At 43.0% G+C, this 25,382-nt stretch carries 22 protein-coding genes; 6 read left to right on the top strand and 16 right to left on the bottom strand.

Annotated features, from left to right (window positions below):
• Positions 1–30: 30 nt before the first annotated feature.
• The 3 genes from D7D50_RS06845 to D7D50_RS06835 form a co-directional block, all read right to left on the bottom strand.
• Positions 31–957, bottom strand: a complete 927-nt coding sequence (locus D7D50_RS06845) for a hypothetical protein (protein WP_120701818.1) — start codon at positions 955–957, stop codon at positions 31–33.
• 168 nt (positions 958–1,125) lie between these two features.
• Positions 1,126–1,992: a homoserine kinase gene (gene thrB, locus D7D50_RS06840; protein WP_120701817.1), complete on the bottom strand. Its 867-nt coding sequence runs from the start codon at positions 1,990–1,992 to the stop codon at positions 1,126–1,128.
• A gap of 1 nt (position 1,993) precedes the next feature.
• On the bottom strand, positions 1,994–3,280 hold the full coding sequence (locus tag D7D50_RS06835; RefSeq protein ID WP_120701816.1) for a homoserine dehydrogenase: 1,287 nt from the start codon (positions 3,278–3,280) through the stop codon (positions 1,994–1,996).
• A gap of 221 nt (positions 3,281–3,501) precedes the next feature.
• Here D7D50_RS06835 and D7D50_RS06830 point away from each other — a divergent pair, with 221 nt between their 5' ends.
• A complete protein-coding gene (locus D7D50_RS06830) occupies positions 3,502–4,410 on the top strand; it encodes a polysaccharide deacetylase family protein (protein ID WP_042507471.1) in 909 nt (302 codons plus the stop codon).
• A gap of 58 nt (positions 4,411–4,468) precedes the next feature.
• Here D7D50_RS06830 and D7D50_RS06825 read toward each other — a convergent pair whose 3' ends face one another.
• The 8 genes from D7D50_RS06825 to D7D50_RS06790 all read right to left on the bottom strand — a co-directional run bounded on the left by D7D50_RS06825 (position 4,469) and on the right by D7D50_RS06790 (position 12,210).
• On the bottom strand, positions 4,469–5,425 hold the full coding sequence (locus D7D50_RS06825; RefSeq protein ID WP_023023700.1) for an ABC transporter permease: 957 nt from the start codon (positions 5,423–5,425) through the stop codon (positions 4,469–4,471).
• Positions 5,426–5,427: 2 nt separating this feature from the next.
• Positions 5,428–6,483: an ABC transporter permease gene (locus tag D7D50_RS06820; RefSeq protein WP_023023702.1), complete on the bottom strand. Its 1,056-nt coding sequence runs from the start codon at positions 6,481–6,483 to the stop codon at positions 5,428–5,430.
• Positions 6,476–8,008, bottom strand: a complete 1,533-nt coding sequence (locus D7D50_RS06815; protein ID WP_120701815.1) for an ABC transporter ATP-binding protein — start codon at positions 8,006–8,008, stop codon at positions 6,476–6,478. The genes D7D50_RS06820 and D7D50_RS06815 overlap by 8 nt, the downstream gene beginning before the upstream one ends.
• Positions 8,009–8,146: 138 nt before the next feature.
• A complete protein-coding gene (locus D7D50_RS06810; protein ID WP_120701814.1) occupies positions 8,147–9,202 on the bottom strand; it encodes a BMP family lipoprotein in 1,056 nt (351 codons plus the stop codon).
• A 78-nt stretch (positions 9,203–9,280) separates the two neighbouring features.
• Positions 9,281–9,670, bottom strand: coding sequence for a cytidine deaminase (locus D7D50_RS06805; RefSeq protein ID WP_120701813.1), 390 nt, complete (start codon positions 9,668–9,670; stop codon positions 9,281–9,283).
• Entirely contained in the window at positions 9,657–10,319 is a 663-nt protein-coding gene (gene deoC, locus D7D50_RS06800; protein ID WP_120701812.1) for a deoxyribose-phosphate aldolase, read from the bottom strand. The genes D7D50_RS06805 and deoC overlap by 14 nt, the downstream gene beginning before the upstream one ends.
• A 23-nt stretch (positions 10,320–10,342) precedes the next feature.
• Entirely contained in the window at positions 10,343–11,620 is a 1,278-nt protein-coding gene (locus tag D7D50_RS06795; RefSeq protein ID WP_120701811.1) for a pyrimidine-nucleoside phosphorylase, read from the bottom strand.
• A complete protein-coding gene (locus D7D50_RS06790; RefSeq protein ID WP_120701810.1) occupies positions 11,617–12,210 on the bottom strand; it encodes a class I SAM-dependent methyltransferase in 594 nt (197 codons plus the stop codon). The genes D7D50_RS06795 and D7D50_RS06790 overlap by 4 nt, the downstream gene beginning before the upstream one ends.
• Before the next feature lie 95 nt (positions 12,211–12,305).
• On the opposite strand from D7D50_RS06790, the gene coaA reads away from it, so the two are divergent.
• The 3 genes from coaA to D7D50_RS06775 all read left to right on the top strand — a co-directional run bounded on the left by coaA (position 12,306) and on the right by D7D50_RS06775 (position 14,177).
• Positions 12,306–13,226, top strand: a complete 921-nt coding sequence (gene coaA, locus D7D50_RS06785; protein ID WP_120701809.1) for a type I pantothenate kinase — start codon at positions 12,306–12,308, stop codon at positions 13,224–13,226.
• 106 nt (positions 13,227–13,332) lie between these two features.
• Entirely contained in the window at positions 13,333–13,581 is a 249-nt protein-coding gene (gene rpsT / locus D7D50_RS06780; RefSeq protein WP_023027010.1) for a 30S ribosomal protein S20, read from the top strand.
• Between the two features lie 65 nt (positions 13,582–13,646).
• A complete protein-coding gene (locus D7D50_RS06775) occupies positions 13,647–14,177 on the top strand; it encodes a DNA topology modulation protein (RefSeq protein WP_120701808.1) in 531 nt (176 codons plus the stop codon).
• Between the two features lie 24 nt (positions 14,178–14,201).
• On the opposite strand, the gene D7D50_RS06770 is transcribed toward D7D50_RS06775, so the two are convergent.
• The gene (locus D7D50_RS06770; protein ID WP_023027012.1) at positions 14,202–14,780 is read right to left on the bottom strand and encodes a TetR/AcrR family transcriptional regulator; all 579 of its coding nucleotides are present in this window, start codon (positions 14,778–14,780) and stop codon (positions 14,202–14,204) included.
• 127 nt (positions 14,781–14,907) lie between these two features.
• Between D7D50_RS06770 and D7D50_RS06765 the strand changes: the two genes are divergently transcribed.
• On the top strand, positions 14,908–15,750 hold the full coding sequence (locus D7D50_RS06765) for a DegV family protein (protein WP_120701807.1): 843 nt from the start codon (positions 14,908–14,910) through the stop codon (positions 15,748–15,750).
• 197 nt (positions 15,751–15,947) lie between these two features.
• Here D7D50_RS06765 and D7D50_RS06760 read toward each other — a convergent pair whose 3' ends face one another.
• The 4 genes from D7D50_RS06760 to D7D50_RS06745 all read right to left on the bottom strand — a co-directional run bounded on the left by D7D50_RS06760 (position 15,948) and on the right by D7D50_RS06745 (position 23,242).
• Positions 15,948–17,594 (bottom strand): hypothetical protein, encoded by a 1,647-nt coding sequence (locus D7D50_RS06760; protein ID WP_023027014.1) that lies wholly within the window; start codon positions 17,592–17,594, stop codon positions 15,948–15,950.
• A complete protein-coding gene (locus tag D7D50_RS06755; RefSeq protein WP_120701806.1) occupies positions 17,584–18,327 on the bottom strand; it encodes an ABC transporter ATP-binding protein in 744 nt (247 codons plus the stop codon). The genes D7D50_RS06760 and D7D50_RS06755 overlap by 11 nt, the downstream gene beginning before the upstream one ends.
• A gap of 106 nt (positions 18,328–18,433) precedes the next feature.
• On the bottom strand, positions 18,434–20,008 hold the full coding sequence (locus D7D50_RS06750) for a M20/M25/M40 family metallo-hydrolase (RefSeq protein ID WP_120702341.1): 1,575 nt from the start codon (positions 20,006–20,008) through the stop codon (positions 18,434–18,436).
• A gap of 120 nt (positions 20,009–20,128) precedes the next feature.
• On the bottom strand, positions 20,129–23,242 hold the full coding sequence (locus D7D50_RS06745; RefSeq protein ID WP_120701805.1) for a CocE/NonD family hydrolase: 3,114 nt from the start codon (positions 23,240–23,242) through the stop codon (positions 20,129–20,131).
• A gap of 478 nt (positions 23,243–23,720) precedes the next feature.
• On the opposite strand from D7D50_RS06745, the gene D7D50_RS06740 reads away from it, so the two are divergent.
• Positions 23,721–25,172, top strand: coding sequence for an alpha-amylase (locus D7D50_RS06740; RefSeq protein WP_120701804.1), 1,452 nt, complete (start codon positions 23,721–23,723; stop codon positions 25,170–25,172).
• The last annotated feature ends 210 nt before the right edge of the window (positions 25,173–25,382 follow it).

Below are 25,382 nucleotides of genomic sequence, written 5' to 3'. Positions count from 1 at the left end.
TTTAATTTTTTTAAACAAGGGTTTATTAAATTAGCCAATCTTACGCGCAATGCCACGTGTTTCTTGAGTGGACAAGGCTGAGCCAATGGCAACCCCACCCCCAATAATGGTAAAGACTGCCAACATAAAGAAGTTAAAGAAGTATTTCTCAGGTGCTTCACCATTTAGAACAAGGGAATTGATCAAATCAAATCCATCACTAAAGTCGAGTCCAAGCTGTTTAACTGCTTCTAAGGCATAGTCAAATTGGTGAACGAGAACAACAGTCACCAACAAGAGGATACTAGAAATAACTGCACCAAGTTTGCTAAATTTCTTCCCTAAGATCTCATAGCCTTTGACAACACAGATCCCAAGGATGAAACCAGCATAAAAAGCTACGTAGCCGAGACGGGCAATAAAAAGAGTCACAGCTCCCCCGATAATGGCACCAATAAAGGCACCTACTGATCCAAGAAGGACATTTTCTTTCTGACTATTATATGAATCGGTTTCAATTTTTAGTTGGGAACTCACAATTTGATAGTTTTCTTCATTCATCAAGAAGAGGGAATCTCCAATCTGGTAGAGACCAACCGGACCTTTTTCACCAGAGTAGCCACATACAGTGTAGAAACCATTGGTTTGTAAAAATTGCAGGATTTCTGTTAAGGCTTGGTGAATATTCTCAATCGTTTTTGCCTTGGTCATCCCAGCTTTTACAGTGAAAGTTGTGACATATTGGTTGAGGCTCACACTCTTCAGAACAGAAGATTCTTTCACCATTTGCTGCAATTGAGCCGCTGCTTCTTCCGCATCATCACGAGAAACAGAAAGAGCAATGCTGAAGACATTTTTTGTGTCTGTTTCTCTCATTAAGAAGAAATACCCAGAGTTCTCACCATAAATAGATGAGGTCTGAGGATCAAACTGGAATCCAAGTTCCGTAGCAAGTTGATGACGTTCAAAGTCTTTCATTAGAATTACAATCTCCTTTACATTTCTATCTATCTTTTGAATAAATGTTTATTGTCCTAAAATAATTTGATAGACAAATGATTTATAAAACTATTTTATCATAGATAAATAAAATTAGATAGACTAATTTAGCCTATCTAATCATTTTTTTCTTTGAATCAAGATTCACTATGCTTCTACCTTCACACCAGTTGTGTCAATCTTTAATGAGAAAACCTGACCATTTAAGGCCTTAGACTCCAAGTCTTTGGCAAAGGCTTCTGCATGTTCAACTGGGAGCAAGGTCATAATGGTTGGACCTGCACCAGAAAGGTAAGTCGCATAAGCTTTATGTTGATGCGCAAGTTCTTTCACCTGAGGGAACTCTGCAACTAGTTGTTGACGGTAGCGTTCATGGAAGCGATCGCCTTCGATGGCTTTTCCTGCGACTCTTAAGTCCCCCTTAGAAAGAGCAGCAATGGCCACGTTTGCAATCGAACTGGCTGCCACGGCTTCCTTATAAGACCATTCACTAGGAAGGACATTTCGGCTATCGCTGGTCTTGAGTTCGTAATTCGGAACAAAGGCCACTAGTGCACACTCAGGAAATGGAAGAACCAAATGATTGGTCTGCTGATCCACATAGCTTGCTACGACCAGATTTCCAAAAATAGCTGGCGCTACATTGTCCGGATGACCTTCGATTTTTGTCGCGATCTCTAGTTTATCTTCATCGCTAAGACATAAGTTGCCCAGTTGATTAGCCAACTCAATCCCCGCTACAATAACAGAGCTAGAGGAACCAAGACCACGCGCCAAAGGCACTTCACTAGTCATCTTGAGACGATGAGGAGGCAAATCGGATGCGACTTGGAGAGCAGTTTGAAGCAAGAGATTCTCTTCATCGCTTGGAATCTCCTCTCCTAAATCATGTTCAATCCACCAGTTTTCTTGCGCTTCTAGCACATCAATGGTCAAATACTTAGAAACAGCGATCCCAACAGAATCAAATCCTGGCCCTACATTGGCACTAGTCGCTGGTACTGTAATTCTCATCTTATTCTCCCAATACTTTAAAGGTATTCATAAGTTTGAAATTCGGCTCTGAATCCAGTTTTTCAACCAAGTTCTTGAATTGCGTCTGGTTGACTTGGTGGGTAATGATAACCACACTTGCAAATTGACCATCTGAGTCTTCTTGAAGGATTTGCTTGAAGGAAGCTCCTTCTGCATTAAAGATTTCCGCAATACGTAAGATTTGACCAGTCGCATCTGGTGCCTTGATTGAGAAGTAATAATTGTTCTTCACATCTTCAGGCTTAGCCAATTGAAGCGGGCGGCTGTATTCGTTAAAGGCTTTACCGATTGTTCCTTCATTCAAACGACGAACAATGCGAACGATGTCAGCTACAACACTAGTCGCAGTTGGTTTTTGACCTGCACCTGGTCCATAGTACATAGACTCACCAATCCCTATCGATTCCACATAGACCGCATTCATGACGTCGTTCACGCTAGCAAGTGGATGTTCTTTTGGGAGGAAGGTTGGTGTCACTTCTGCTGCGATTCCTGACTCTGTTTCAACAATGGAGCCGACCAACTTGATCACATAACCAAGGCTTTGAGCTACTGAGACATCCTGAGGAGTGATTTGACTGATCCCTTTGTGCCCTACTTGGTCAAATTGGATGTTCATCCCAAAGGCAAATTGGCTCAAAATCACCATCTTATAAGCTGCATCGATTCCTTCAACGTCATTGGTCGGGTCACTTTCAGCGTAACCAAGGCGTTGCGCTTCTGCTAAAGCATCCTCATAAGTCCAGCCTTCTTCGACCATTTTGGTCATCATGAAGTTAGAAGTACCATTGACCACACCGAGAACTTTGGTCACCTTGTCAGAAGCCAAGGAATTCACCAAGGTCCGAAGGATTGGAATTCCACCCGCTACGGCAGCTTCATAATAAAGGGCTACTTGGTGTTCTTTTGCAATCTCTAGTAACTCACTTCCATGAACGGCAAGGAGGTCTTTGTTGGCAGAGACCACGTGCTTTCCTGCTTCAAGAGCGCGGGTGATAAAGGTCTTGGCTGGCTCAATCCGGCCCATCAACTCAACCACGATAGCAATATCTTTGTCTTCAATGATCTCATCGACATTGGTTACAAAATTGTAGTCATGGCCAGCTGCTTGCAAGCTTTCTTTCTCCGCATCATCGCGAACCAAGATCTTAGCAATCTCAATGTCATCTTGAGCAGCCTGGCTGATCTTTTCATGGTTTTCTTTTAATAAAAACGGTACGCCACTGGCAACAGTACCAAATCCTAGTAAGGCAATCTTAACAGACATGTTGGTCTCCTTAAACATCTAATATATTCCATTATATCAAAAATTAGCCCTTTCTGACTAGTTCTTTGCCCTTCTTCCTCTACAAGAACTTTACTTTTTGAGATTTAGACCTCCTCTTCAAACTAACTAGCAACCCATGCCTTCAAAAACAGCCTAGAGCTCCTGAAATTTTAAGCCATTTGTAACTTTGTCTTTAAGAGATTTCATGACCCTATGATATAATGATATTGATAAAGAAAGGGGTCTCTATGAATCACCGAAAAAGACGTGTCCCAAAGAAAATACGATTACTACTGATTTTAAATGCTTTTCTTCTGTCTTGCATATTCTTTTTAGGGTTCCTCCTATTGAAACAGGGGACTATTGCTGACAAGCAAGAAACAAATACAAGTCAGACGATGAAACAGCAAGGTTCTACTACCAAATGGGTAAAACAAGAGCAACCTGTGAAAATCCCAATTCTCATGTACCACGCTGTTCACACGATGGCCCCTTCGGAAGAGGCCAATGCCAACCTCATTGTAGCACCAGAAACCTTCGAGAGTCATCTCAAAGCCTTAAAAGGGGCCGGTTACTACACCCTGACGCCTGAAGAAGCTTATCGCGCACTTACAAAAAATGAACTGCCTGAAGGTGGCAAAGTCGTTTGGTTGACGTTCGATGATGGAATTTCAGACTTTTATACCATAGTCTATCCACTCCTAAAAAAATACCAAATGACCGCAACCAATAATATCATTACTTCATTTTCTGAAAAGGAAAAACCAAGCGTTCTAACCTTTGATCAAATCAAAGAAATGAAAGCACAAGGCCTTACTTTTGAGAGCCATACGGTATCCCACCCAGATTTGGCCCAATCAGATACTGCCACTCAAAAAGCTGAACTAGCCAATTCCAAACAAGTATTAGACAAGAAACTCAATCAAACCACGACCACCATTGTCTACCCCGCTGGTCGCTACTCTGACGTCACCATGGATCTAGCAAAAACCAATGGCTACAAAATGGGCTTGACGACCAACAATGGACTAGCTAGTTTAGATGATGGCCTCTACTCGCTAAATCGTCTGCGTATCTTGCCTACTACGACGGCCGAAAACCTACTTGCAGAAATGCAAACCAATCCATAAGCATACAAAAAGCACGAGTTCGAGCGACTCGTGCTTTCTTTTTCCATAAAGGAGGCTTTTACTTAGACTTGATGTAGTTCACACCATCTGCTTTTGGTGCAACCGACTTACCAAAGAAGGCTGCTAGGACGATGATGGTCAATACATACGGCGCAATACGGAGGTAGACTCCTGGAATATGGGCAAGGAAAGGAATCTGCGTAGACACAACCGCCAAGGCTTGTGAAAGACCAAAGAATAGACTGGATAACATGGCACCGATTGGGTTCCATTTACCAAAGATCATAGCCGCTAGGGCGATAAATCCAGGTCCTACAATGGTAGTTGCAGAGAAATTAACAGAAGCAGATTGCGCATACAAGGCACCCCCAACTCCTCCTAAAAATCCAGAGATGAGCACACCATAGTAACGCATGAGGTATACATTAATCCCAAGGGTATCCGCAGCTTGTGGATGTTCACCAACTGAGCGAAGTCGAAGACCGAACTTCGTTTTAAACATGATAAACCATGCTACAAATGAAAATCCAATCGCGACATATCCCATTAAGCTTGTATTCTTGAAAAAGATATCTCCAATGACAGGGATATCAGACAAGAAAGGAAAATCAAATTTACCAAATGACAAATCGATATTGTTGGTTTGACCTTTTCCGTAGATTGCTTTTACCAAAAAGACAGCTAAGGCAGGAGCCAACAAGTTCAATACCGTACCACTCACCACGTGATCAGCACGGAAGTTGATAGTAGCTACAGCATGGATAGCAGAGAAAATAAGACCAACCAAACCACCTGCAAGGAGAGATAACCAGATGGTCATGCCACCAAGAGAGTCAGCAAAAGTCAAGTTAAACACGACTCCTGTGAAAGCTCCCATAACCATGATACCTTCCAAACCAACGTTAACAACACCAGCATGTTCGGAGTAGGCTCCTCCGATACTAGTGAAAATGAGGGGAGCAGCATAGACCAGCATATTCGATACAAGAATCGTTAGTATAGCAACAGTATTCATCCTTACTCTACTCCTTTCATTTGTTTTTTAGGCTTGATGTATTTTTCGATAATGTAATGAGCACTTACAAAGAAAATAATCGAAGCTGTCACAATATTGACAAGTTCTGGTGGAATGGTCGCTGTGGTCATACCTGGCGCACCTGTTTGCAAGGTTCCAAGCAAGAAGGCCGCAAAGACAATCCCAATAGGAGAATTGCTAGCAAGGAGGGCCACCGCCATCCCATTAAATCCAATAGCCAAGGAACCAGGTTGAACATAAATGTTCTGGAAGGTACCGATCCCTTCTACTGCTCCACCGATCCCACAGAGGGCACCTGAAATCACCATGGAAAGAATGATGATTCGTTTAGCTGACATCCCTGCATAATCTGAAGCATTCGGGTTAAGACCAACGGAACGGATTTCAAAACCAAGGGTTGTTTTCTTAATAATGAACCAAACTACTGCAACAGCAATCAAGGCGATAAAGATACCAATATTCATCCGTGACTTGGTTAATTCAGTCAGAAAACCTAGTCGATAACTTGCATTTGCCCCTACTGTGATACTAGATTCAGAATCGACCATGAACTTTTTAGGGAAGTTCCGGATGATTTCATTTCCAGCAAACAGGACGATGTAGTTCATCATAATGGTAACGATGACTTCACTCGTTCCCAAAAATGCTCGCAAGATACCTGGAATCAAACCAACGAAACCACCTGCAATTGCAGCCACAAGGACTGTTAAAGGAATCATTAAGATACGAGGGATATCTGGAAAAGATAAAGCGAACCATACTGCCGCAATCCACCCAGCCAAGGCCTGTCCTGGTAAGCCAACATTGAAAAATCCAGCTCGGCTAGCTACTGCAAATCCGAGAGCGATCAAAACCAGTGGTCCCATGGCGCGGAAAATTTCACCCACATTTTTAATAGAACCAAAAGCTGTCTTGAAGAGTTCTTCATAACCCCAAAGGGCATCATAACCAAAGATCCACATGATGATGGCTCCGAGGATGATTCCTAGGATTACAGAAATAAAAGGAATAGCAATTTGTCTTGTGTTTTTATTCATTTGAAGCCTCCTTGATTTCTCCACCAGCCATTAGAATACCAAGCTCTTGTTTGTTGGTCTCAGATGGCTTCACAATACCTTGGATTTTTCCATCATGAATAACAGCAATCCGGTCTGATAGGTTTAGAATTTCATCTAATTCGAAGCTGACAACGAGGACGGCTTTTCCTTTATCACGTTCACTAATCAAACGTTTATGGATGTACTCAATCGCACCAACGTCCAATCCACGTGTCGGTTGGCTAACGATTAACAAATCCGGATTACGATCAACTTCACGAGCAATAATAGCCTTTTGTTGATTTCCTCCTGATAGAGCACTTGCTGGAACAATCTCATTGGCTGCACGAACATCAAATTCTTCCATCAACTTGCGGGCATATGAATTAATTTGATTGTAATTCAAAACACCGTTTTTGCTAAGTGGTTCTTTGTAGTAAGTTTGAAGTGCGATGTTTTCAGAAAGCATCATTTCGAGAACAAGACCATCACGATGACGATCCTCAGGAACGTGGCTGACATTCATTTCAGTAATCTTACGTGGGGAAAGGCCAACAACTTCTTGTCCTTTAATTTTAATACTGCCTGATTTGACTTTCCGTAGTCCAGTAATAGCCTGAATCAATTCACTCTGACCATTACCATCAATCCCTGCAATCCCTACAATTTCGCCTGCACGAACATCAAGAGATAGTTCTTTGACTGCAGGAACTCCGCGGTTTTCATTCACGATCAAGTCAGAAATTTGAAGAACCACTTCTTTCGGTTGCGCTTCTTCCTTTTCCGTTACGAACGAAACTGAACGCCCAACCATCATCTCTGCCAAATCTTTATTGGTAGCACCTTCGATGCTAACGGTTTGAATGGATTTCCCACGACGAATAACTGTGACACGGTCCGCAACCGCACGAATTTCGTCCAGTTTGTGGGTGATGAGGATGATAGATTTCCCTTCTTTAACAAGGGCTTTCATGATATCCATCAACTCCAAAATTTCAGCAGGAGTTAGCACCGCTGTGGGCTCGTCGAAAATCAGAATATCAGCTCCGCGATAGAGTGTCTTCAAGATTTCTACACGTTGTTGAGCACCAACAGAAATATCTTCAACTTTTGCTGTAGGATCCACAGCCAAGCCGTAGCGTTCTGACAACTCAAGGATATCTGCATTAGCCTTTTTCAAATCTAATACACCTTTATTCGTTACTTCGCTACCAAGAATGATATTTTCTGCAACAGTGAAAGCTTCTACCAACATGAAGTGCTGGTGAACCATCCCGATCCCTAGAGAAGCAGCCTTTGAAGGAGAATCTAATTTTTCAGACTTCCCATTGACCACAATTTCTCCGCTCGTTGGTTCCAAAAGACCAGCCAACATATTCATCAGGGTTGATTTCCCAGCTCCATTTTCACCAAGAAGTGCATGAATTTCACCTTTACGCAATTCGAGGTTGATTTTGTCGTTTGCGACAAATTCACCAAAAATTTTGGTAATTTCACGCATCTCAATGACGTTTTCGTGTGCCATTCGAATATTCCTTTCTAGAAAACTATATTTTATTTCAGTAGGACCTGCTAAACAAGTTAGTAAGTTCTATTGAGACAAAATGTCTCAACACCTCGAAAAAAAGCGACCCAAGAAGGATGGATCGCTTCCCGAAGGTTCTTATTTCTCAGGTGCTTTTACGCTACCATCAATAATTTGTTTTTTAGCATCTTCTACTGCTTTTTTAGCATCTTCTGAAAGATTAGAAGTTGTCAAATCAACACCACCATCTTTCAAACCAAATGTAATCACTTTTCCACCTGGGAATTTACCGTCAGCAGTTTGAGTTGCGATTTCTTGAACAGTTTTACCAACTTGTTTCAAAGTAGAAGCCAATACGAAGTTAGATTCTTTACCATCTTTTGAAGTGTATTTACCTTCATCAACTTGGTCACGGTCTACACCAATAACCCAAACTTTTTCGCCTTCGTTTTTCTTCTCGTTCAAGTCTTTTGCTTCCTTGAAGACACCAGCTCCTGTACCACCAGCAGCTTGGTAAATAACGTCAGCTCCTGCAGCGTATTGTGTTGCTGCAATTGTTCTACCTTTTTCAGGGTTGTTGAAGTCTTCAGCATATTGTACATCAACTGAAATGTCTTTGTTTACAGACTTCACGCCTGCTTCAAATCCTTTTTCAAAACGAGTGATAACTTCACCACGTGCTCCACCGATGAAACCAACTTTGTTTGTCTTCGTAGTTTTGGCTGCAGCAACCCCTGCAAGATAAGCAGCTTCATTATCTGCAAAAACAGCAGATGCTACGTTCTTCTTATCACCAACAACAGAGTCAATGATAACATAGTTGATATCAGCATTTTCATCTGCAGCAGCAGTAACAGCTGGAGCAAGTTTGTAACCAACACCGTACACTAATTTGTAGCCGTTTGTAGCAGCTTGGCTGAAGTTATTCGCAAAATCTGCTTCACTTGTAGATTGGAAGTAAGTAAATCCGTTATCTTTAGAAAGACCATTTTCTTTACCCCAAGCTTGTAGACCTTCCCATGCAGATTGGTTAAATGATTTGTCATCAACACCACCTGTGTCAGTAACGATAGCAGCTTTTAAATCAGTTTTTGCATCTGAAGAATCTTTGCGAGACGCACGATTTCCACATGCAGCAAGTCCGATTGCAGCGACAGTTACTAGACCTAGGCCTAACCATTGTTTCTTGTTCATTTCTGAACCTCCTAAATAAGATATGCAACTATGTTGCGGATTAATAAAAGGGTCAATAGACCGCCTTTACAGAAGTTACTAGGTAAGATCTGTAAAGGAATATGGAAGCAATTCCTTGACCGTCATCACGACCGTCGATTTATCTTTGGCTACCAGAGTAACCGGTAGGTCTGGCTCGAAAAATTCAGCCATCACCTGGCGACAAGCACCACAGGGTGAAACTGGTTTTTCAGTTTGACCATAAATAATTAATTCCTTAAATAAACGCTCGCCTTCTGAAACAGCCTTGAAGATAGCTGTTCGCTCACCACAATTGGTCAAGCCGAAGCTCGCATTTTCAACATTGACTCCTGTATAAATCTTTCCCTCTGCTGTAACTAAGACAGCTCCAATTGGAAAGTGAGAATAAGGCACGTAAGCATTCTCGCTTGTTTTTACAGCTAGGTCAATCAACTCAGTAGTCGCCATGGGCTACTTCTCCCTTCATGATGGCTACTCCAGAGGAAGTGCCGATTCGGTTAGCACCCGCTTGGATCATAGCTTGAGCATCCTCATAGCTACGAGTACCTCCAGATGCTTTCACTCCCATATCCGGTCCAACAACCTGGCGCATGAGGGCAACATCCTCAACAGTTGCTCCACCACTAGAGAAGCCAGTCGAAGTTTTCACAAAGTCAGCTCCCGCCAATTTAGCGATCTGGCAAGCTACTACTTTTTCAGTTTCGGTCAATAAGCAGGTTTCGATGATCACTTTTACCAAGTGATCCCCACTTGCATCCACAACAGACTGAATATCCTCTTCTACTAACGTAAGGTTTTTGGATTTCAAGGCACCGATATTGATGACCATATCGATCTCATCGGCTCCATTTTGAATGGCATTTTGAGTTTCAAATGCTTTAACAGCTGGTGTGTTCGCGCCAAGAGGAAAACCAATCACTGTACACACTTTTACATCTGAATCCCGAAGTCCTTCAACTGCGAAGTTGACCCATGTTGGTTGCACACAAACACTCGCAAAATCATATTCTTTCGCTTCTTCGATCAAAGCCTCGATTTGTTCTTGCTGTGCATCCGGTTTTAATAGTGTGTGGTCAATATATTTGTTTAATTTCATTAATAAATCTCCCCCCAAACGAATTACGAAACGATTTCAATAATCTCTGAAACGCTTACAACCTCGTCTAGTATTTTAACATTTTTTTGGAATTCTGCAATGTTTTTTTGACAAATTTCTAAGTTTGTATAAATAGTTGCAACAAGATCCCCTTTTTGAACAGGATCCCCGACTTTCTTAGCAAAAACAATCCCTGACTCATAGTCTAAAACATCTGATTTAACCGCTCTTCCAGCCCCCAGACGCATTGCGAAGAGTCCGTGTTCCATAGCAGGCAATGCTGCAATATAGCCATCCGCTTCTGCATAGACAGGTACTTGTTCTTTTACCTGAGCTGGACGGTATAGATCTTCCAAATCTCCACCTTGAGCAAGGACCATTTCCTCAAACTTCTTCAGAGCTTTGCCAGCTGTCAGATGTTGTTTGATTTCTTCCAAGCTAGCCGTCACCCCACCAAGCTCCAACATAATTTGAGCCAATTCACAAATGAAGTGGGTGATATCTTCTCTGCCTTTGCCTTGAAGAATATCTAAGGCTTCAAGAATTTCCAAACGGTTCCCAATGCTGGTTCCCAAAGGTTGGCTCATATCCGTCAAGACAGCAATGGTCTTGCGACAGACAGCATTTCCAAGATCCACCATGGTGCGGGCCAGTTCACGCGCTTCTTCGATGGTCTTCATAAAGGCCCCTTCTCCAACAGTCACATCCAGAAGAATGGCATCTGCTCCAGCAGCAATCTTCTTACTCATGACAGAACTCGCAATCAAGGGAATTGTGTCAACTGTTGCCGTCACATCCCGAAGCGCATAGAGAAGCTTATCTGCCAGGACCAATTGGTCAGACTGTCCGATGACAGAAAGGCCAATATCTTGTACTTGCTTGATAAACTCTTCTTGAGTCCGCTCGATTTGGAATCCTTTAATGGACTCTAGCTTATCAATGGTCCCTCCTGTATGTCCAAGGCCACGACCACTCATCTTAGCTACTGGGACACCAAAGCTCGCCACTAGAGGGGCCAGTACAATCGTTACTTTATCTCCTACACCACCAGTTGAGTGTTTGTCCACCTTGATGCCTTTAATAGCAGAGAGGTCGAATTGCTCCCCGGTTTCCACCATCTTCATGGTCAAATCTGAGATTTCTCGCGTCGTCATCCCTTTGAAGTAAACCGCCATGGCAAAGGCAGCCATTTGATAGTCCGGTACTGTTCCAGCCACATAGCCTTCAATCAACCAGTGAATTTCCTCTTTAGTTAATTCAATGCCATCACGTTTTTTCTGAATGATATCTACAGCTCTCATGCGGTTTTCTCACTCCTTAAAATATAATAACCCTTGTCTTTTTTTAGGATTTCACAATTTCCAAAGACTTCTTCCATTTTTGCCTTCGCACTTGGAGCACCCTGTTTTTTCTGAATGACAATGGTTAAATCGCCACCAGGTTTCAAATGATCAAAGCTTCCAGAAAGCACTTCATGGACTACCTTTTTCCCAGCCCGAATCGGAGGGTTACTGATAATATGGTCAAAACACCCCTCAACCTGATCATAGACATTGGATTGGAAGATAGTAGCTTCGACCTGATTGAAAGCCGCATTTTTCTGAGCCAGATCAAGGGCACGTGTATTGACGTCTACCATAGTTGCATGAACCCCTTGCGCCTTGGCCAAAGAGAGACCAAGTGGGCCATAGCCGCAACCAACGTCCAAAACTGTCTCTCCTGGCTGAAATGCCAGACAAGACAAGAGGACCTGACTGCCAAAGTCGATCATTTTCTTACTAAAAACGCCCGCATCCGTCAAAAAATTCATCCGCTCTCCTAGAAGGACCACATGTAACTCGTGGATATCATGTTGAGCATCTGGATGTTCATCATAGTACATTTTACTCATATTAGCATTATAGCATAATTTAACCTATTTTTAAATCGTTTACAGAAAACAACAAAACTGTTATACTAAAGGTCACTATGGAGGAAAGGCTTGCAATGGATAAAGAATTTCTACACTTCGAAAAAATCAATCGACAAACTTGGCAAAATCTCCACCGAAAATCAACTCCTCCTCTATCTGAAGAGGAATTGAATTCCATCAAGAGTTTTAATGACCTCATTAGTTTACAAGATGTAACAGACATTTATTTACCCCTGACACACTTAATTCAAATTTACAAAAAAGCAAAAGAAGACTTAGCCTTCTCTAAAGGCATCTTCCTCCAACAGGAAAGCAAAAAACAGCCTTTTATGATTGGCATTTCAGGGTCTGTGGCTGTCGGCAAATCAACGACTAGCCGCCTCCTTCAAATCCTTCTTTCTCGAACCTTTTCCAGTTCTACAGTGGAGCTAGTGACGACAGATGGCTTCTTATATCCCAATGCTACCTTGATTGAACAAGACATTCTCAATCGCAAGGGCTTCCCTGAAAGTTATGATATGGAACTTCTCTTGGATTTCCTGAATCAGCTAAAAAATGGTCAGAGTTACCAGATTCCCGTTTATTCTCACGAGATTTATGATATCGTCCCTGACCAGAAGCAAACCATCCAAGCTGCAGACTTCATTATTGTTGAAGGGATCAACGTTTTTCAGAATCCTCAAAATGATCGCCTCTATATGACGGACTTCTTTGACTTCTCCATCTATGTGGATGCTGAGGTTGCCAACATTGAGTCCTGGTATATTGACCGCTTTAAAAAATTGTTGGACCGTGCGAAGGATGATCCAAGCAACTACTACCATCGCTTTACCAAGCAACCAGAAGCTGAAGTCCTAGCCTTCGCTCATCAGGTTTGGGAGTCGATCAACCTCTTAAATCTAAAAGACTATATCGAGCCCACTCGGAACCGTGCTGAACTGATTCTGCACAAATCTGCCAACCATGAAATCGACGAAATCTATCTCAAGCGATAAGAGTTTTAGTACAAAACGAACTCTAAGAGATAGCGTTTCGAAGAAAAATTAGTTTGGGCTTGTCAAAAGAAAAGTTTTCAGATATAATAAGAGAGTTAGAATATCATTGGAGGTGAAAAAATTGGCAAACATTAAATCAGCTATCAAACGCGCTGAATTGAACGTTAAACACAACGAAAAAAACTCAGCTCAAAAATCAGCTATGCGTACTGCAATCAAAGCTTTTGAAGCAAACCCATCTGAAGAACTTTACCGCGCTGCTAGCTCAGCTATCGATAAAGCAGAAACTAAAGGTTTGATCCACAAAAACAAAGCTAGCCGTGATAAAGCACGTCTTGCAGCGAAACTTGGTTAATCAAGAATTGCATACAAAATGAGCTCTCCGGAGCTTTTTTTGTTGCTTCCATATGAGGAGATACGATGAAAATTACGATTATCGGCTATTCTGGATCAGGAAAATCTACTCTTGCAAAGACCCTTGCTGATCACTATCAACTTTCACTGCTTCACCTAGACCGTCTGCAATTCCTTCCGAATTGGCAGGACAATGACCCTGACAAGATGGAGCAAGAAGTCCTTACTTTTTTAGATACCAAAGAAAACTGGGTCATTGATGGCAACTATGCTTGGTGCCAATACGAGCGCAGATTGGAAGAGTCCGACTGGATTATTTTCCTAAATTTCTCCCGTTGGAACCGCCTTTATCGAGCTTGGAAGCGGGCCCGTCACTTCCGAGGTCAAGTTAGAGACAGCATGGCAACTGGTTGCATTGAAAAATTAGACTGGGAATTCATCCGCTGGGTTCTTTGGGATGGTCGCCAAGCCAGACAGGTCACACGCTATCAGACTGTCGGCCAAACCTATTCAGACAAATTCATCGCTCTCAAAAACCAAAAAGAACTAGACCGTTTCCTAAATAAAGTCAAAAATGACCTACTAGAGTCGAAATAATCACTCGATCTAGTAGATCATTTTTTATTTTCTTTTCTTTTGAGGAAACAAGGGAAGACCCAAGGAGGCCATCTTCTCCGCCGGTACCTTCATGCCATCCTTAATCCATTTAGCTAAGACAGAGACAATGGCTGAGCTGAGGAAGGAATTTAAATAACTAGCTGGTCCTTGTGAGGATTTCTGAGTTTTACTTCTCTTTTCCAGAAATTCATAAACAGCCTTGGTGAGTAGTTTTTCAAAATTATAATCGACGGCCAAGCTGATAATGCGGGCTTCCTTTTTGGCCTCTTTAAAGAGATAAACCCAAATCTGGTACAAATCGGTCTTAAAATTATAACCCTCTAAAGACTGGGTAATTTTCGAAACAGTTGATTGGAAGATGGATTCCAGCAATTCTTCTTTTGACTCATAATTTCGGTAAAAAGCTGCTCGGGAAACCCCTGCTCTCTCCACTAACTCCGAAATGGTGATCTTTTTTAGGTCCTTTTTATCTAGCAATTGGAGCAATGAAATCTCCAGGGATTCCCGTGTAATGGCATTACTCTCTTGGTTGGAGCGTTTCAAATTTTCTAAGGATTTTTCTGATATCTTTCTTTCTGCCATAACACTTACTTTCTATCTGTATCATCCGAATGTATCTGCTTTCAGAGAAAGCAACTTCATGATATAATTGTAAAAAAAGACTAACTACTTGTCAATGTACAATTTTTTACATTTTGAGGTAATAAAAATGACATGGAAAATTATTGCAGATTCTGGCTGTGATTACCGTACTTATGAAAGCGCTGCACCAGATACAAGCTTTGTTTCAGTTCCCCTTACCATTCAGATTGGTGAGACCATCTATACAGACGACGATAATCTGGATACAGACAAAATGATGGAAGATATGTATGCAACAACTACTGCTTCCAAATCAGCTTGTCCCAGTCCTGATGACTATATGAGAGCCTTCGAGGGAGCTGACAATATTATCGTTGTTACCATCACTGGTACTTTGTCTGGTAGCCACAATAGTGCTCAAGTCGCTAAAAAACTTTATCAAGAAGAACATCCGACTACCAATATCCATGTGATTGATAGTTTATCAGCTGGAGGTGAAGTGGATCTACTCGTTCGCAAACTTCATCAATTAATCGCCCAGGACCTTGACTTTGATCAAGTGGTCGAAGTCATCACCAAATACCAAGAGAAAACCAAACTGATCTTTGTCCTTGCTAAGGTCGATAATTTGGTCAAAAATGGTCGTCTCAATAAAATTATCGGGACTGTTGTTGGCCTCTTAAATATCCGTATGGTCGGTCAAGCCAGCGATACCGGGACCCTTGAGCTTCTCCATAAAGCCCGTGGCCAAAAGAAAGCTATTTCCACTACTTTTGAAGAAATGCTCAAAGCTTGCTATAAAGGGGGACATATCACCATTGCTCACCGTCGCAACGAAAAATTCGTAGAACAACTCTCTGCCTTGGTCCATGAAAAATTCGCCAATGCGGATATCGAAGTCCTTCCGACCTCTGGTCTATGTAGCTTCTATGCTGAAGAAGGTGGCCTCTTAATCGGCTATGAAATCTAAATCAACATAAATTCAAAAGAGGCTGGGACAAAAGTCCTAGCCTCTCAATTGTCTTTGGATTGTCGAGCAAGACGCAGTGGTTGAGTGGGCTCTACTACGCCGATTTCATCAACTTTTACAGCCCTACTCAACTGTGCGGAGGTGGGACGACGAAATCGAATTCTAACGAATGACCGATTTCTGTCCCACTCTCTTTTTTATTCACCAATTTCTTGGTTAAATTTGTAGAAAGTATTCTTATAAATGAGATACGTCGCAAGAGCTCCAATACCCGCTATGAGAAGATAAATCACACTAGCAAGCAAGGTGGTGAAAGCTACAGCGGATAGATAGAAAGTAAAGCCTATCAGGACGAGCATAACGATAATAAAGACGAATATCAACAATCCTCTCAAGGCAGCATTTCCTCTATTACGGTTCATCAAATCCGTTACAGTCGACCAATTGGTCGTTAAGAGCTTGTAGTCTCGTCGAAAAGCGATCACACTCAAACTCAAACTGGTCAAAAACCAAATCAAAAGCATAGCTAGAAGAGAGAGGGGATGGACCCCAAAGTAGCTGGACACCCCTACTAATAGCACAATCGGCAAAGCAGACTGAACGGAAAAGAGAATCCAAAACTTCTTCAAACAATAGCGTTTAAAATCAATCGGAAGGGCACGAAGATAAGCGAAATTTTCCCGCTCCAAGGAGATTCCGATACTGGTCAAGCTTTCTACAGAGTTGAAAACTCCGATCATGAAAGCGATAAGAGACAAAGGAAGTAAATATTGGGGCGTGAGGTAGTTTTCAATTTGAAGGGAAGCTCGCGATGCCCCTAAAAACAAGCCAAAGGTAAAAAGATAAGGAAAGATCGCCATCATAAAGATGACCTGCGTCAGCAAGGTACCATCACTTAGAAGCCGTTTATGATAGGAAACGGTAAAGCGATGGAAGGCCTTTTGATCTCCTACCTTCATCTGGCTCACCCGCTCCTTGACTGCATGGCTGGAAGAGACCTCAAGGGCAGCATCATAGAAATGAGGCAAGACCTGACTTTTGACCAGCCAAAGGAGGACTGCTAGAACCAATATCCAAGCCAACATCCCAAGCAGAGCACCTGAATCCAAAGGATTCAAGATAAAGGTATGAAAGACCTCTATCGGAGGAAAAATACTCGGTTGAGTGACCAAATCACCAGCCACCGAGTGCTCTGACTGGAGCATATTGATATAGAGATAAGCTCCAATGGAGATAAGACTACTCAAGCCAATGATGACGTTAGACACCAAACTCGTGTGCTTCTTAAAGACAGCTGATTTGGTAATCAGGTGAGATAAGAACAAGGTGCCCAAGAAGAGGATAGAGAGGAGAATCATGGCACAAAGAAGGCCAAGAAAGAGCCCCACTAGGATATTTCCCCCTGCTTGGATAGGAAGAATGATAAAATAACTGACCATTGGAAGCAGGGCCATCAAGAGCACTAAAATGACTGAAATACTCTTTCCTGCAATGACTTCTGCATCCGAAAAAGCATAGGGACGGTAAAATTGCAAATCCTTGCTCTCGTAAAAGACATTGTAAAAACTCATCAAGCCCTGGGAAATCGTCAAGAGCCCAAAGAGCGTAATCATATTGACAAAAGGACCAGGGCTAGAGACGAAATCATTGGCACTCGAGAGAATCCCAAAAAGGAAAAGATAAAGGAGACCAATAAAAATATAGGTCCGAATGGACTGGGCGGAAACATTCACCTTCCTAGTCGGATTCTTTTCCTGCTTCTTACGAAATTTCGCTAATTGTGCGGGCTGAGTAGCATAGATGATGTTGACATCCACTAGGCGACGAACCATCTTAAGACGCATCTGGACTCACCTCTTCTCTTCGACCAGCCAGTCCAAGATAGATGGACTCTAGGCTTTGTTCTGGATGTTGCCCCTTCAGTTCCTCGATGGTTCCATAAAAGATGAGGTTCCCCTTCTTCAGGATGGCAATCTTATCACAGAGTTGCTCTGCCACTTCGAGGACATGGGTTGAGAATATGACGGTATTCCCCTTATCAGCATGTTCCCGCATCATCTGTTTCAGGTCGTAGGAGGCTTGTGGATCCAAACCAGTCATCGGCTCATCTAGAACCCAGATGGCTGGATCAGATAGGAGAGCTCCGATAACAAAGACCTTCTGGCGCATCCCATGAGAGAAAGACTCAATGACCTCATATCGATGACTTGTAAAGTCAAAAAGGTTGAGCAAATGTTCCAAACGCTCATCACATTCCTGCTGGCTCATATCATAGGAAGTGGCAACCAACTCCCAAAATTCATTGGCTGTCAAACGTAGAAAAAGATCTGGCGAATCAGCTACGTAACCAATTTTCTTTTTGATTTCTAATCGATTGCTGTAGAGATCCTTCCCATCGACTAGAATGCTGCCTGTCGTCGGTGTGATGACACTGACCAAGCTCTTAATGGTCGTTGATTTTCCGGCACCATTATGGCCAATCAAGCCGACAATTTGCCCATCTTCAATGGTCAAATTCAAGTGGTTTAATGCCAGATGCCCATCGTAATCTTTTGTGACTCCTTGAAATTCAATCATAGCTTCTCCTTCTTCTATCCCACTTCCCTGATGAAAGAAAACGGTTTACTTGTTTTGCCAATATTTTATTCCATTTTTCCTCTTTTGTCAATGGAAAACTCAAGTATTAAAGTAATTCATCAAAGCGGTAAAGAAGGCCAAATAGATAACAAGGAATGGTATCTAGGAGATCCTCCCTAAAGACCCGCTCCCCTCTTTGGTGGAGTTCCTTGCCCCAAGGCCCTAAATTGACCGCAGGCACTTGAATCTGTGCAATGTTTGCAAGATCCAACTCGTAAACTTGAGAGGGGATAGCTAAACTATCCAATACGACTTGATAGCTTTCTAGCTCTCTCTCCAAGGCACAATAACTGGTGTCGCAAATGCCCATGAAGTACTCTTCCACCTTCAGTGACAAGCCCCTGCTTGCTAAATAGTAGCGATAATCATCTATTAGGTTATCAATTTTTAGACTGGTATTCGGTAAAGACCGACAATTCATAGAAGGGTAATAAGGTGGAGCAAAGCCAATAACCACCAGAGGATTTTTCTCACTCAAAAACTCTAAGAAACTTTGAATCTGCTGGATGGCAATAGTCTGATAGCTGACTCCTGATAAGAAATCTTGATAGGCTCTTTGCTCACACTGCTCTTGAAAGCTTAAAAATCCTTCCTTCTTTTGGCAACGATCCAGCAATTCTTGATAGCTGATGACTCTTGGCTGAGAGATCACATGTTCTTGCCCTGCTTGGTCCTGAAGGGACAGGTATTTGACATAAAATTGATCAACCGCTTCCTGGCTCAACTCTTTGATGCGTTGCAACAATTCTTGAGGGGTCTTTTTCAGATGCAGAACGCTGAAATAGCCGGCAGCATGGAGGACAGTCGACACGTCATATTGATCCTTCAAATCCCTCAGATAAGACCAAGAAGGAAGGGGAGACCGCTCACCCAGAGCATGATCAGATAAGTCTGGGTGAAGGTCCAATTTTGATGCAACTGCTATTAGGAGAGAGAGGGCGTTGATTCCTTTGAGGGGCTCCTTCATATGAGACAAAACTCCTTGGACGACAACGACTGGCATCAGCTTGCCAACCGTTCCGATATGAAGAACTTTCTCCTTGTCACTCCCTGCTTCAAAGGGCTCTGAATCCACTGCTAACACATAGTCCAAGTCAAACTCATCTTTTAACTGACAGAGTAGACCCAAGGCTCCTCTCATCCCACGAGAATAGGACTCCTCGTCTCCCACGGATAGATAAAGCAGATTTACCTGGCCCCCATCAGGATCTGAGGCATAGGCTTCTAGGACTCCTAGCTGGAGTGCTAAGGCTGCCTTCATGTCACAAGAACCTCGTCCGAATTGCCATTGGCCAGAATTTAGGTCCTCCTGCATTTCTGAACGAAAATCAATGCCCTTCAAGGCTTGAACCAGTGCCTCAGAATCCAAAGCTATTGGTGCTAGAGGACCGTAATCTTCTAGATCTACCGTATCATGGTGGTGAAAAAGAATCACTGTTTTTTTCTTTCCCTTATCGACCAAAGCCCAGTTGACACTACGATGAAGATGGTCATTAGGAAGAGGGTAGCGACCAAAGTGATGGGGGTGACTCTGGAAATATGGAATAGCCCCAATTCGTCGGTCTAAATAGTCTTCCATCTCCCTTTCTGTCTCGGTATTGGTAAAGCTAGGAATTGCCATGGCTTCTTGAAATATAGTGGCAATTTGTTCTTGGAAATCTTCTATGGATCTCAATGGAGGCCTCCTTCTGATGGGCTGGATCCCTTTGTTTTCTATCACTCTTTGGCGATAAGTCTGATATTATTGATCTTCTTTGCGACGGTAGACAGCTTTCCACAGGCTAGTCGCAAGGACGGTAAGCAAGCCATAAACTGTCCAGATATTTGCTGTTTCACCAGTTTCAGGTAAGCGTGTTTCCTCCTTCTCAGGCAAGCGAGCGACACTTCCCTCTCCTTGGCTTGTGCTTCCGCTGACGTGTGCTAATTGAGCCAATTCTTCTTTCTGTTCTTTACGGAAGTCCATTTGGTCTCGTCCGACTGGTGGTTGTTGTTCTTGATGACTAGCTTGATCAGAAACAGAGCCCTTACCGGCTTCTTCCACTACAGTAGGATTCTTCTTAGCGATTGGGAGAATACGATCTGCTAAGCTTGCATACTCGGTATCCTTTTCATTTGGCTGGTAACGAAGTAAGAGAGAACGGCTATCTTCAAGAATCGGAATTCTTGCTGAGATTGAATCTGTCTTAAACTTGACTTCGTATGGATCAGCATAATAAATGTAGTCCGGGTCAAAGGCATGAAGCGTCAAAACTAGGCGATGTCCTTTCTTAACTGTGTAGAGGTTCGGTTGTAAATACATCGTATAGTTGTGGTACTCATTTTCCTTTAGATCGATCGAGTGGCTAGAACTTGCTGAATCAAATCCAGAGCCAGGATTAGCCAAGTTGAGCCAGCCTCTTGAAATGACTACACTCTTAACCTTGTGCGTCTTATAACGTTTCAGAGGGAGACTGTCCAAATTGCTACCACTCCAGTAGCCGGTTTCATCCAGGGTCTCTTTTTCAAGGGTACGAGTACCGTAGCCATCCTTATCATAGGTGATTTCTTCTTTGACAACATCAAATTCTTCGTCAGAGACATCCATTAGGGTCGCGCTGACATGAGCATGGCTCTTATCTCCTTTTATGAAGCTAGCGCTAAAATTCACAGGAATATGACCTTTGATGGTGATATCTTGATCGACCGGTGCAGCATAAGAGGCACTGACAGCAGATGAATGGAAGGCCGCATCTTGGTTTCTGGTTGTCCAGTTCTCACCGGTGCCATAGAAATCGCTGGATACTGTCACATCTTCTCTCTTAGAATAAGCACGCGCAGTGATGCTATTGGTTGATTCCCACTTATCAAATTTGCGCCACTTAGACGGATCCAAGTTGTCCTGTGCTGTGACTTCTGGCAGATACTGAATTCCATTTCGAATTCCAAACAAATAATGACTGTACCATAGATTCATCAAATCATTGAAGGCTTGACCCGCAACATTCGTCCCAGACCAACGTGTCGATGGATAGACATGGTTTCCTTGGTGGAGCAAGACTTTTGGATCAATTCCTGCCTTCTTGAAGGCTTGAACCATTAATTCAAAATGTTTTGGCTTGACATTGTCATCATTGAGCCCTTGGATAATCAATGGTGCAGCTTTCAAATTTGCTGCGTTCAAGGTGTAGTCACGTTTGACATACTCTTCGTTGTAATTATGGCCATCCTTGTGTTGGAGCTCATTCAGCTTGGTAATATAGGCTGCATAGTAATCCTTGACCTTGTCCCAATCTTCCTTATCAAGAATACGGCCTGAGGTGTAGACTGACAACCAAGAGAGGTCATTGGAAGCTCCTGTATCAAGAGGAGATCCTTGGCTGTTAAAATGGTCATACCAGCTAGCGATACCTGCAGCTGGCACAATGGTCTTGAGACCTTCGACTCCAGTAGAGGCTACACCGAAGGTCGTTGTCCCAGCCCAAGACAAGCCTGTCATGGCCACATTTCCACTGGACCAGTCAGCCTTGATTTCACGGTTGCTGGTTTTATCCGCATAGGCCTTACGCTTGCCATTCAACCACTCAATGATGTTCTTGTAGGCCGCAATTTCTAGGTCAGATCCAGTCGTATTAATCCCATCAGAACCTTTGGATCCCAGGCCGCTACTGGTAACTACTGCATAACCGCGAACCAAGTAGTAATTGTACCAGTTGAGGTTTTCATAGTCATAGTGGGTATAGTCATCTGAGCTTTCACGAGGATTGACATAGTACCATTCTTTTGGATCTGCAGCCTTTGCCACTTCTTCTGTCGAGACTTCTTTGACTGCCTTTCTCTTTTCTGGCTTACTGTAGAGTTTTGCCATATCAAAGTTCCCACCTTCTTTCAGACCCAATCCCTCAAGGGTGCGTTCTTCTGTCGTTCCTGTTACGTAAGGGCTGGCTTCAAAAATACTCGGTGCTTTATAATCCCCCTTGACTGCAGCCTTAGGAACTTGGACCAAGGTCTTCACTAAGTCAGGTTTGCCATCTCCATCCGTGTCATAGTCGGTTTCAACATAGACAATATAGCGGACAATGTCACTCTTTTCATAAGAATAATGCTCAATATCATCCCCCGGTGTAAATGGGAAAATCGGTTGGGCCCGTCCGTTCAAAAAGAGAGGTTCTTTGCGATCAGCGCGGTAGGCCGCATGGAGTTTTTTAGCCACCTCAACCATGGAAGCTAAGTTAGTCACTGGTGCCGTTCCTTCTGTATCCTCACTGATCATACCAAGACTTTTAGCAAAAGCCAAACGATCCTTATCAGTTGCTCCTACTTGGCCATCTTTTGTCGACGCCCACTTCAAGAGCTGGTTGACAGCATCCGTCACAGTTGCTTCTTTCTTAGCATCTTGCTCCTCAACAGATTGACCAGTCACCTCTGAAAGTTCCCCAAGAGTCACCTTAGGAGCGCTAGAAAGAAGACTGGCATTTTTTTCTGATACAGCCCCTTCAGGAGATGGACTTGTTTGAGGACTTGCACTAATCAGCTTGTCTGCTGGAGGAGAGACAGGATCCTTTTCCGCAACAACGTCCTTATCTGTCGACGTTGGCTGGTCAGCTACTGCTGGTGTTGCTACAGGGCTTGTAGCAGCTACTGGTATATTCGATTCAGGCTTTTGAGACGCTTCCTCCTTAGGAGACAGCTCATCACTTGCTGGAACTTCATTTGAAACAGGAGAGGTTTCTGATGTACTTGGCTGTCCCACATGAGAGGTCAAGGCTGGTTCTTGACTATACGTAGCCACTTCCTCCGCCTGGACATGGCGCGCCAAAACAATTGGACTCATTAACAAACTTGCAAACACAATCGAAACAAGGCTAGATTTTTTCATATACAAACTCCTTTGAAACATGTCGTTTTGACCGGTTTATCCAAAACGACGAAAAAAGTAGACAAATTCATTCTTTAATAGATGCACTAGAAATGAAACCTCCTTTCATCGACGGCATCTTTTCCTGTCAGGAAGCAAGATTTCCTCATATCTGGTAGTTTGACCAGATTTCAAACAGGATCACAACTAAACTTACAGCAGGGAAAGCTCTCTGGACTTTCCTTCCTGTAAATCAATTGATAGAGACACTTCTTCAACCTGCAGGGTCTTCTATGACAGATTGAGCGAACTTGAATAGAAATAAAAAAATAGTTCCTATTCATGGGGCCAAATCCCTCTCTCTGATCCATACAAGACCTATCTTTTTACCCATTTATACACTATGAAATAAAGACAGCGCTTTCGAGAGCATAAACCTTTGCCCTATCCTTTCATTTTTGGTAAAATAAGGCATTAATTCACGAAAGATGAGAAACAAATGGAAAATCAAACCTTAATGCAATATTTTGAATGGTACTTACCTTCGGATGGTCAACACTGGTCCCGCTTAGCTGCAGATGCTCCTCACCTAGCAGACTTGGGTATTCGTAAAATTTGGATGCCTCCTGCTTTTAAAGCCACTTCTGCCAATGATGTTGGCTACGGCGTCTATGACCTCTTTGACCTTGGAGAATTCGACCAAAAAGGGACTGTTCGGACCAAATATGGTTTCAAAGAGGACTACTTGCAAGCCATCCAAGCCTTAAAAGAAGCTGGAATCCAACCCATGGCCGATGTCGTTCTCAACCATAAAGCAGCTGCCGACGGTTTAGAAACATTTGAAGTGGTCGAAGTGGACCCTAACGATCGGACCATCGTCTTGACAGAGCCTTTTACGATCAAAGGTTGGACAAAATTTACCTTTGATGGTCGAAATGGGGCATACAATGACTTCCACTGGCATTGGTACCACTTTACTGGTACCGATTACGATGCTTCCCGCAATAAGAGTGGGATTTACCAGATTCAAGGGGAAAACAAAGGTTGGGCACAAGACTACCTCGTTGATAGTGAGAACGGAAACTACGATTACCTCATGTACGCCGATATCGACTTTAAACACCCCGAAGTGATCGAAAACCTCAATCAATGGGCAGAATGGTTTATTGAAACAACTGGGGTTCAAGGCTTTCGTCTAGACGCTGTTAAACACATCGACTCCTTCTTCATGAAGAACTTCATCCAACAAATTACGGACAAATATGGAGAAGATTTCTATGTATTTGGTGAGTTTTGGAATGGGGATGAACAAAGCAACAATGACTACCTAGCCAGCATTGACTACAAGTTTGACTTAGTGGACGTTGCCCTCCACCAAAATCTCTTTAGAGCTAGCCAAGAAGGGGAAAACTTTGATTTAACGACTATTTTCAATGGTACACTTGCAAGTAATCATCCAGAAAGTGCGGTAACCTTTGTCGATAATCACGATACCCAAAGAGGACAAGCCCTTGAGTCCACAGTTGGTGAATGGTTCAAGCCTGCTGCTTACGCCCTCATTCTCCTCCGCGAGGCCGGACTTCCATGTGTCTTTTATGGAGACTACTACGGGATTTCAGGTGAGTTTGCCCAGCAAGATTTCCAAGCGGAGCTTGATCAACTCCTTCGTATCCGCAAAGACTTAGCCTACGGTGAACAAAGAGACTACTTTGACGATCCTAACTGTATTGGTTGGACGCGGTCTGGAACTGAAGAGACTGCTCCTATCGCCTGCGTTATTTCAAATGCTGGTCCATCCGCAAAACGGATGGAAATCGGCCAAGTCTATGCAGGACGGACTTACTACGACGCTTTAGGAAATTACCAAGATACCATCCAAATTGAAGAAGACGGTTGGGCTGATTTCCCAGTCTCAGACCGCTCCGTCAGCGTATGGGTTTTAGCAGACTAACTAGAAAATAAGATCGACTGAAGAGGCTGGGACAAAAGTTCTAGCCTTTCAATTGTCTTTGGATTGTCGAGCAAGACGCAGTGGTTGAGTGGGACGACGAAATCGAATTCTAACGAATGACCGATTTCTGTCCCACTCTCTTTCTTCTATTTTATAGCAAACCACAGGTTCATTCTAACACCTTAGGAAAGCGCTGTCAATTCTTTATCT

Origin of the sequence: Streptococcus koreensis, assembly GCF_003627135.1 — a bacterium.
In the GTDB taxonomy this organism is placed as follows: domain Bacteria; phylum Bacillota; class Bacilli; order Lactobacillales; family Streptococcaceae; genus Streptococcus; species Streptococcus ilei.
Note: the sequence above shows the minus strand (reverse complement) of the source record. Positions and strands in the feature narration are given on the sequence as shown.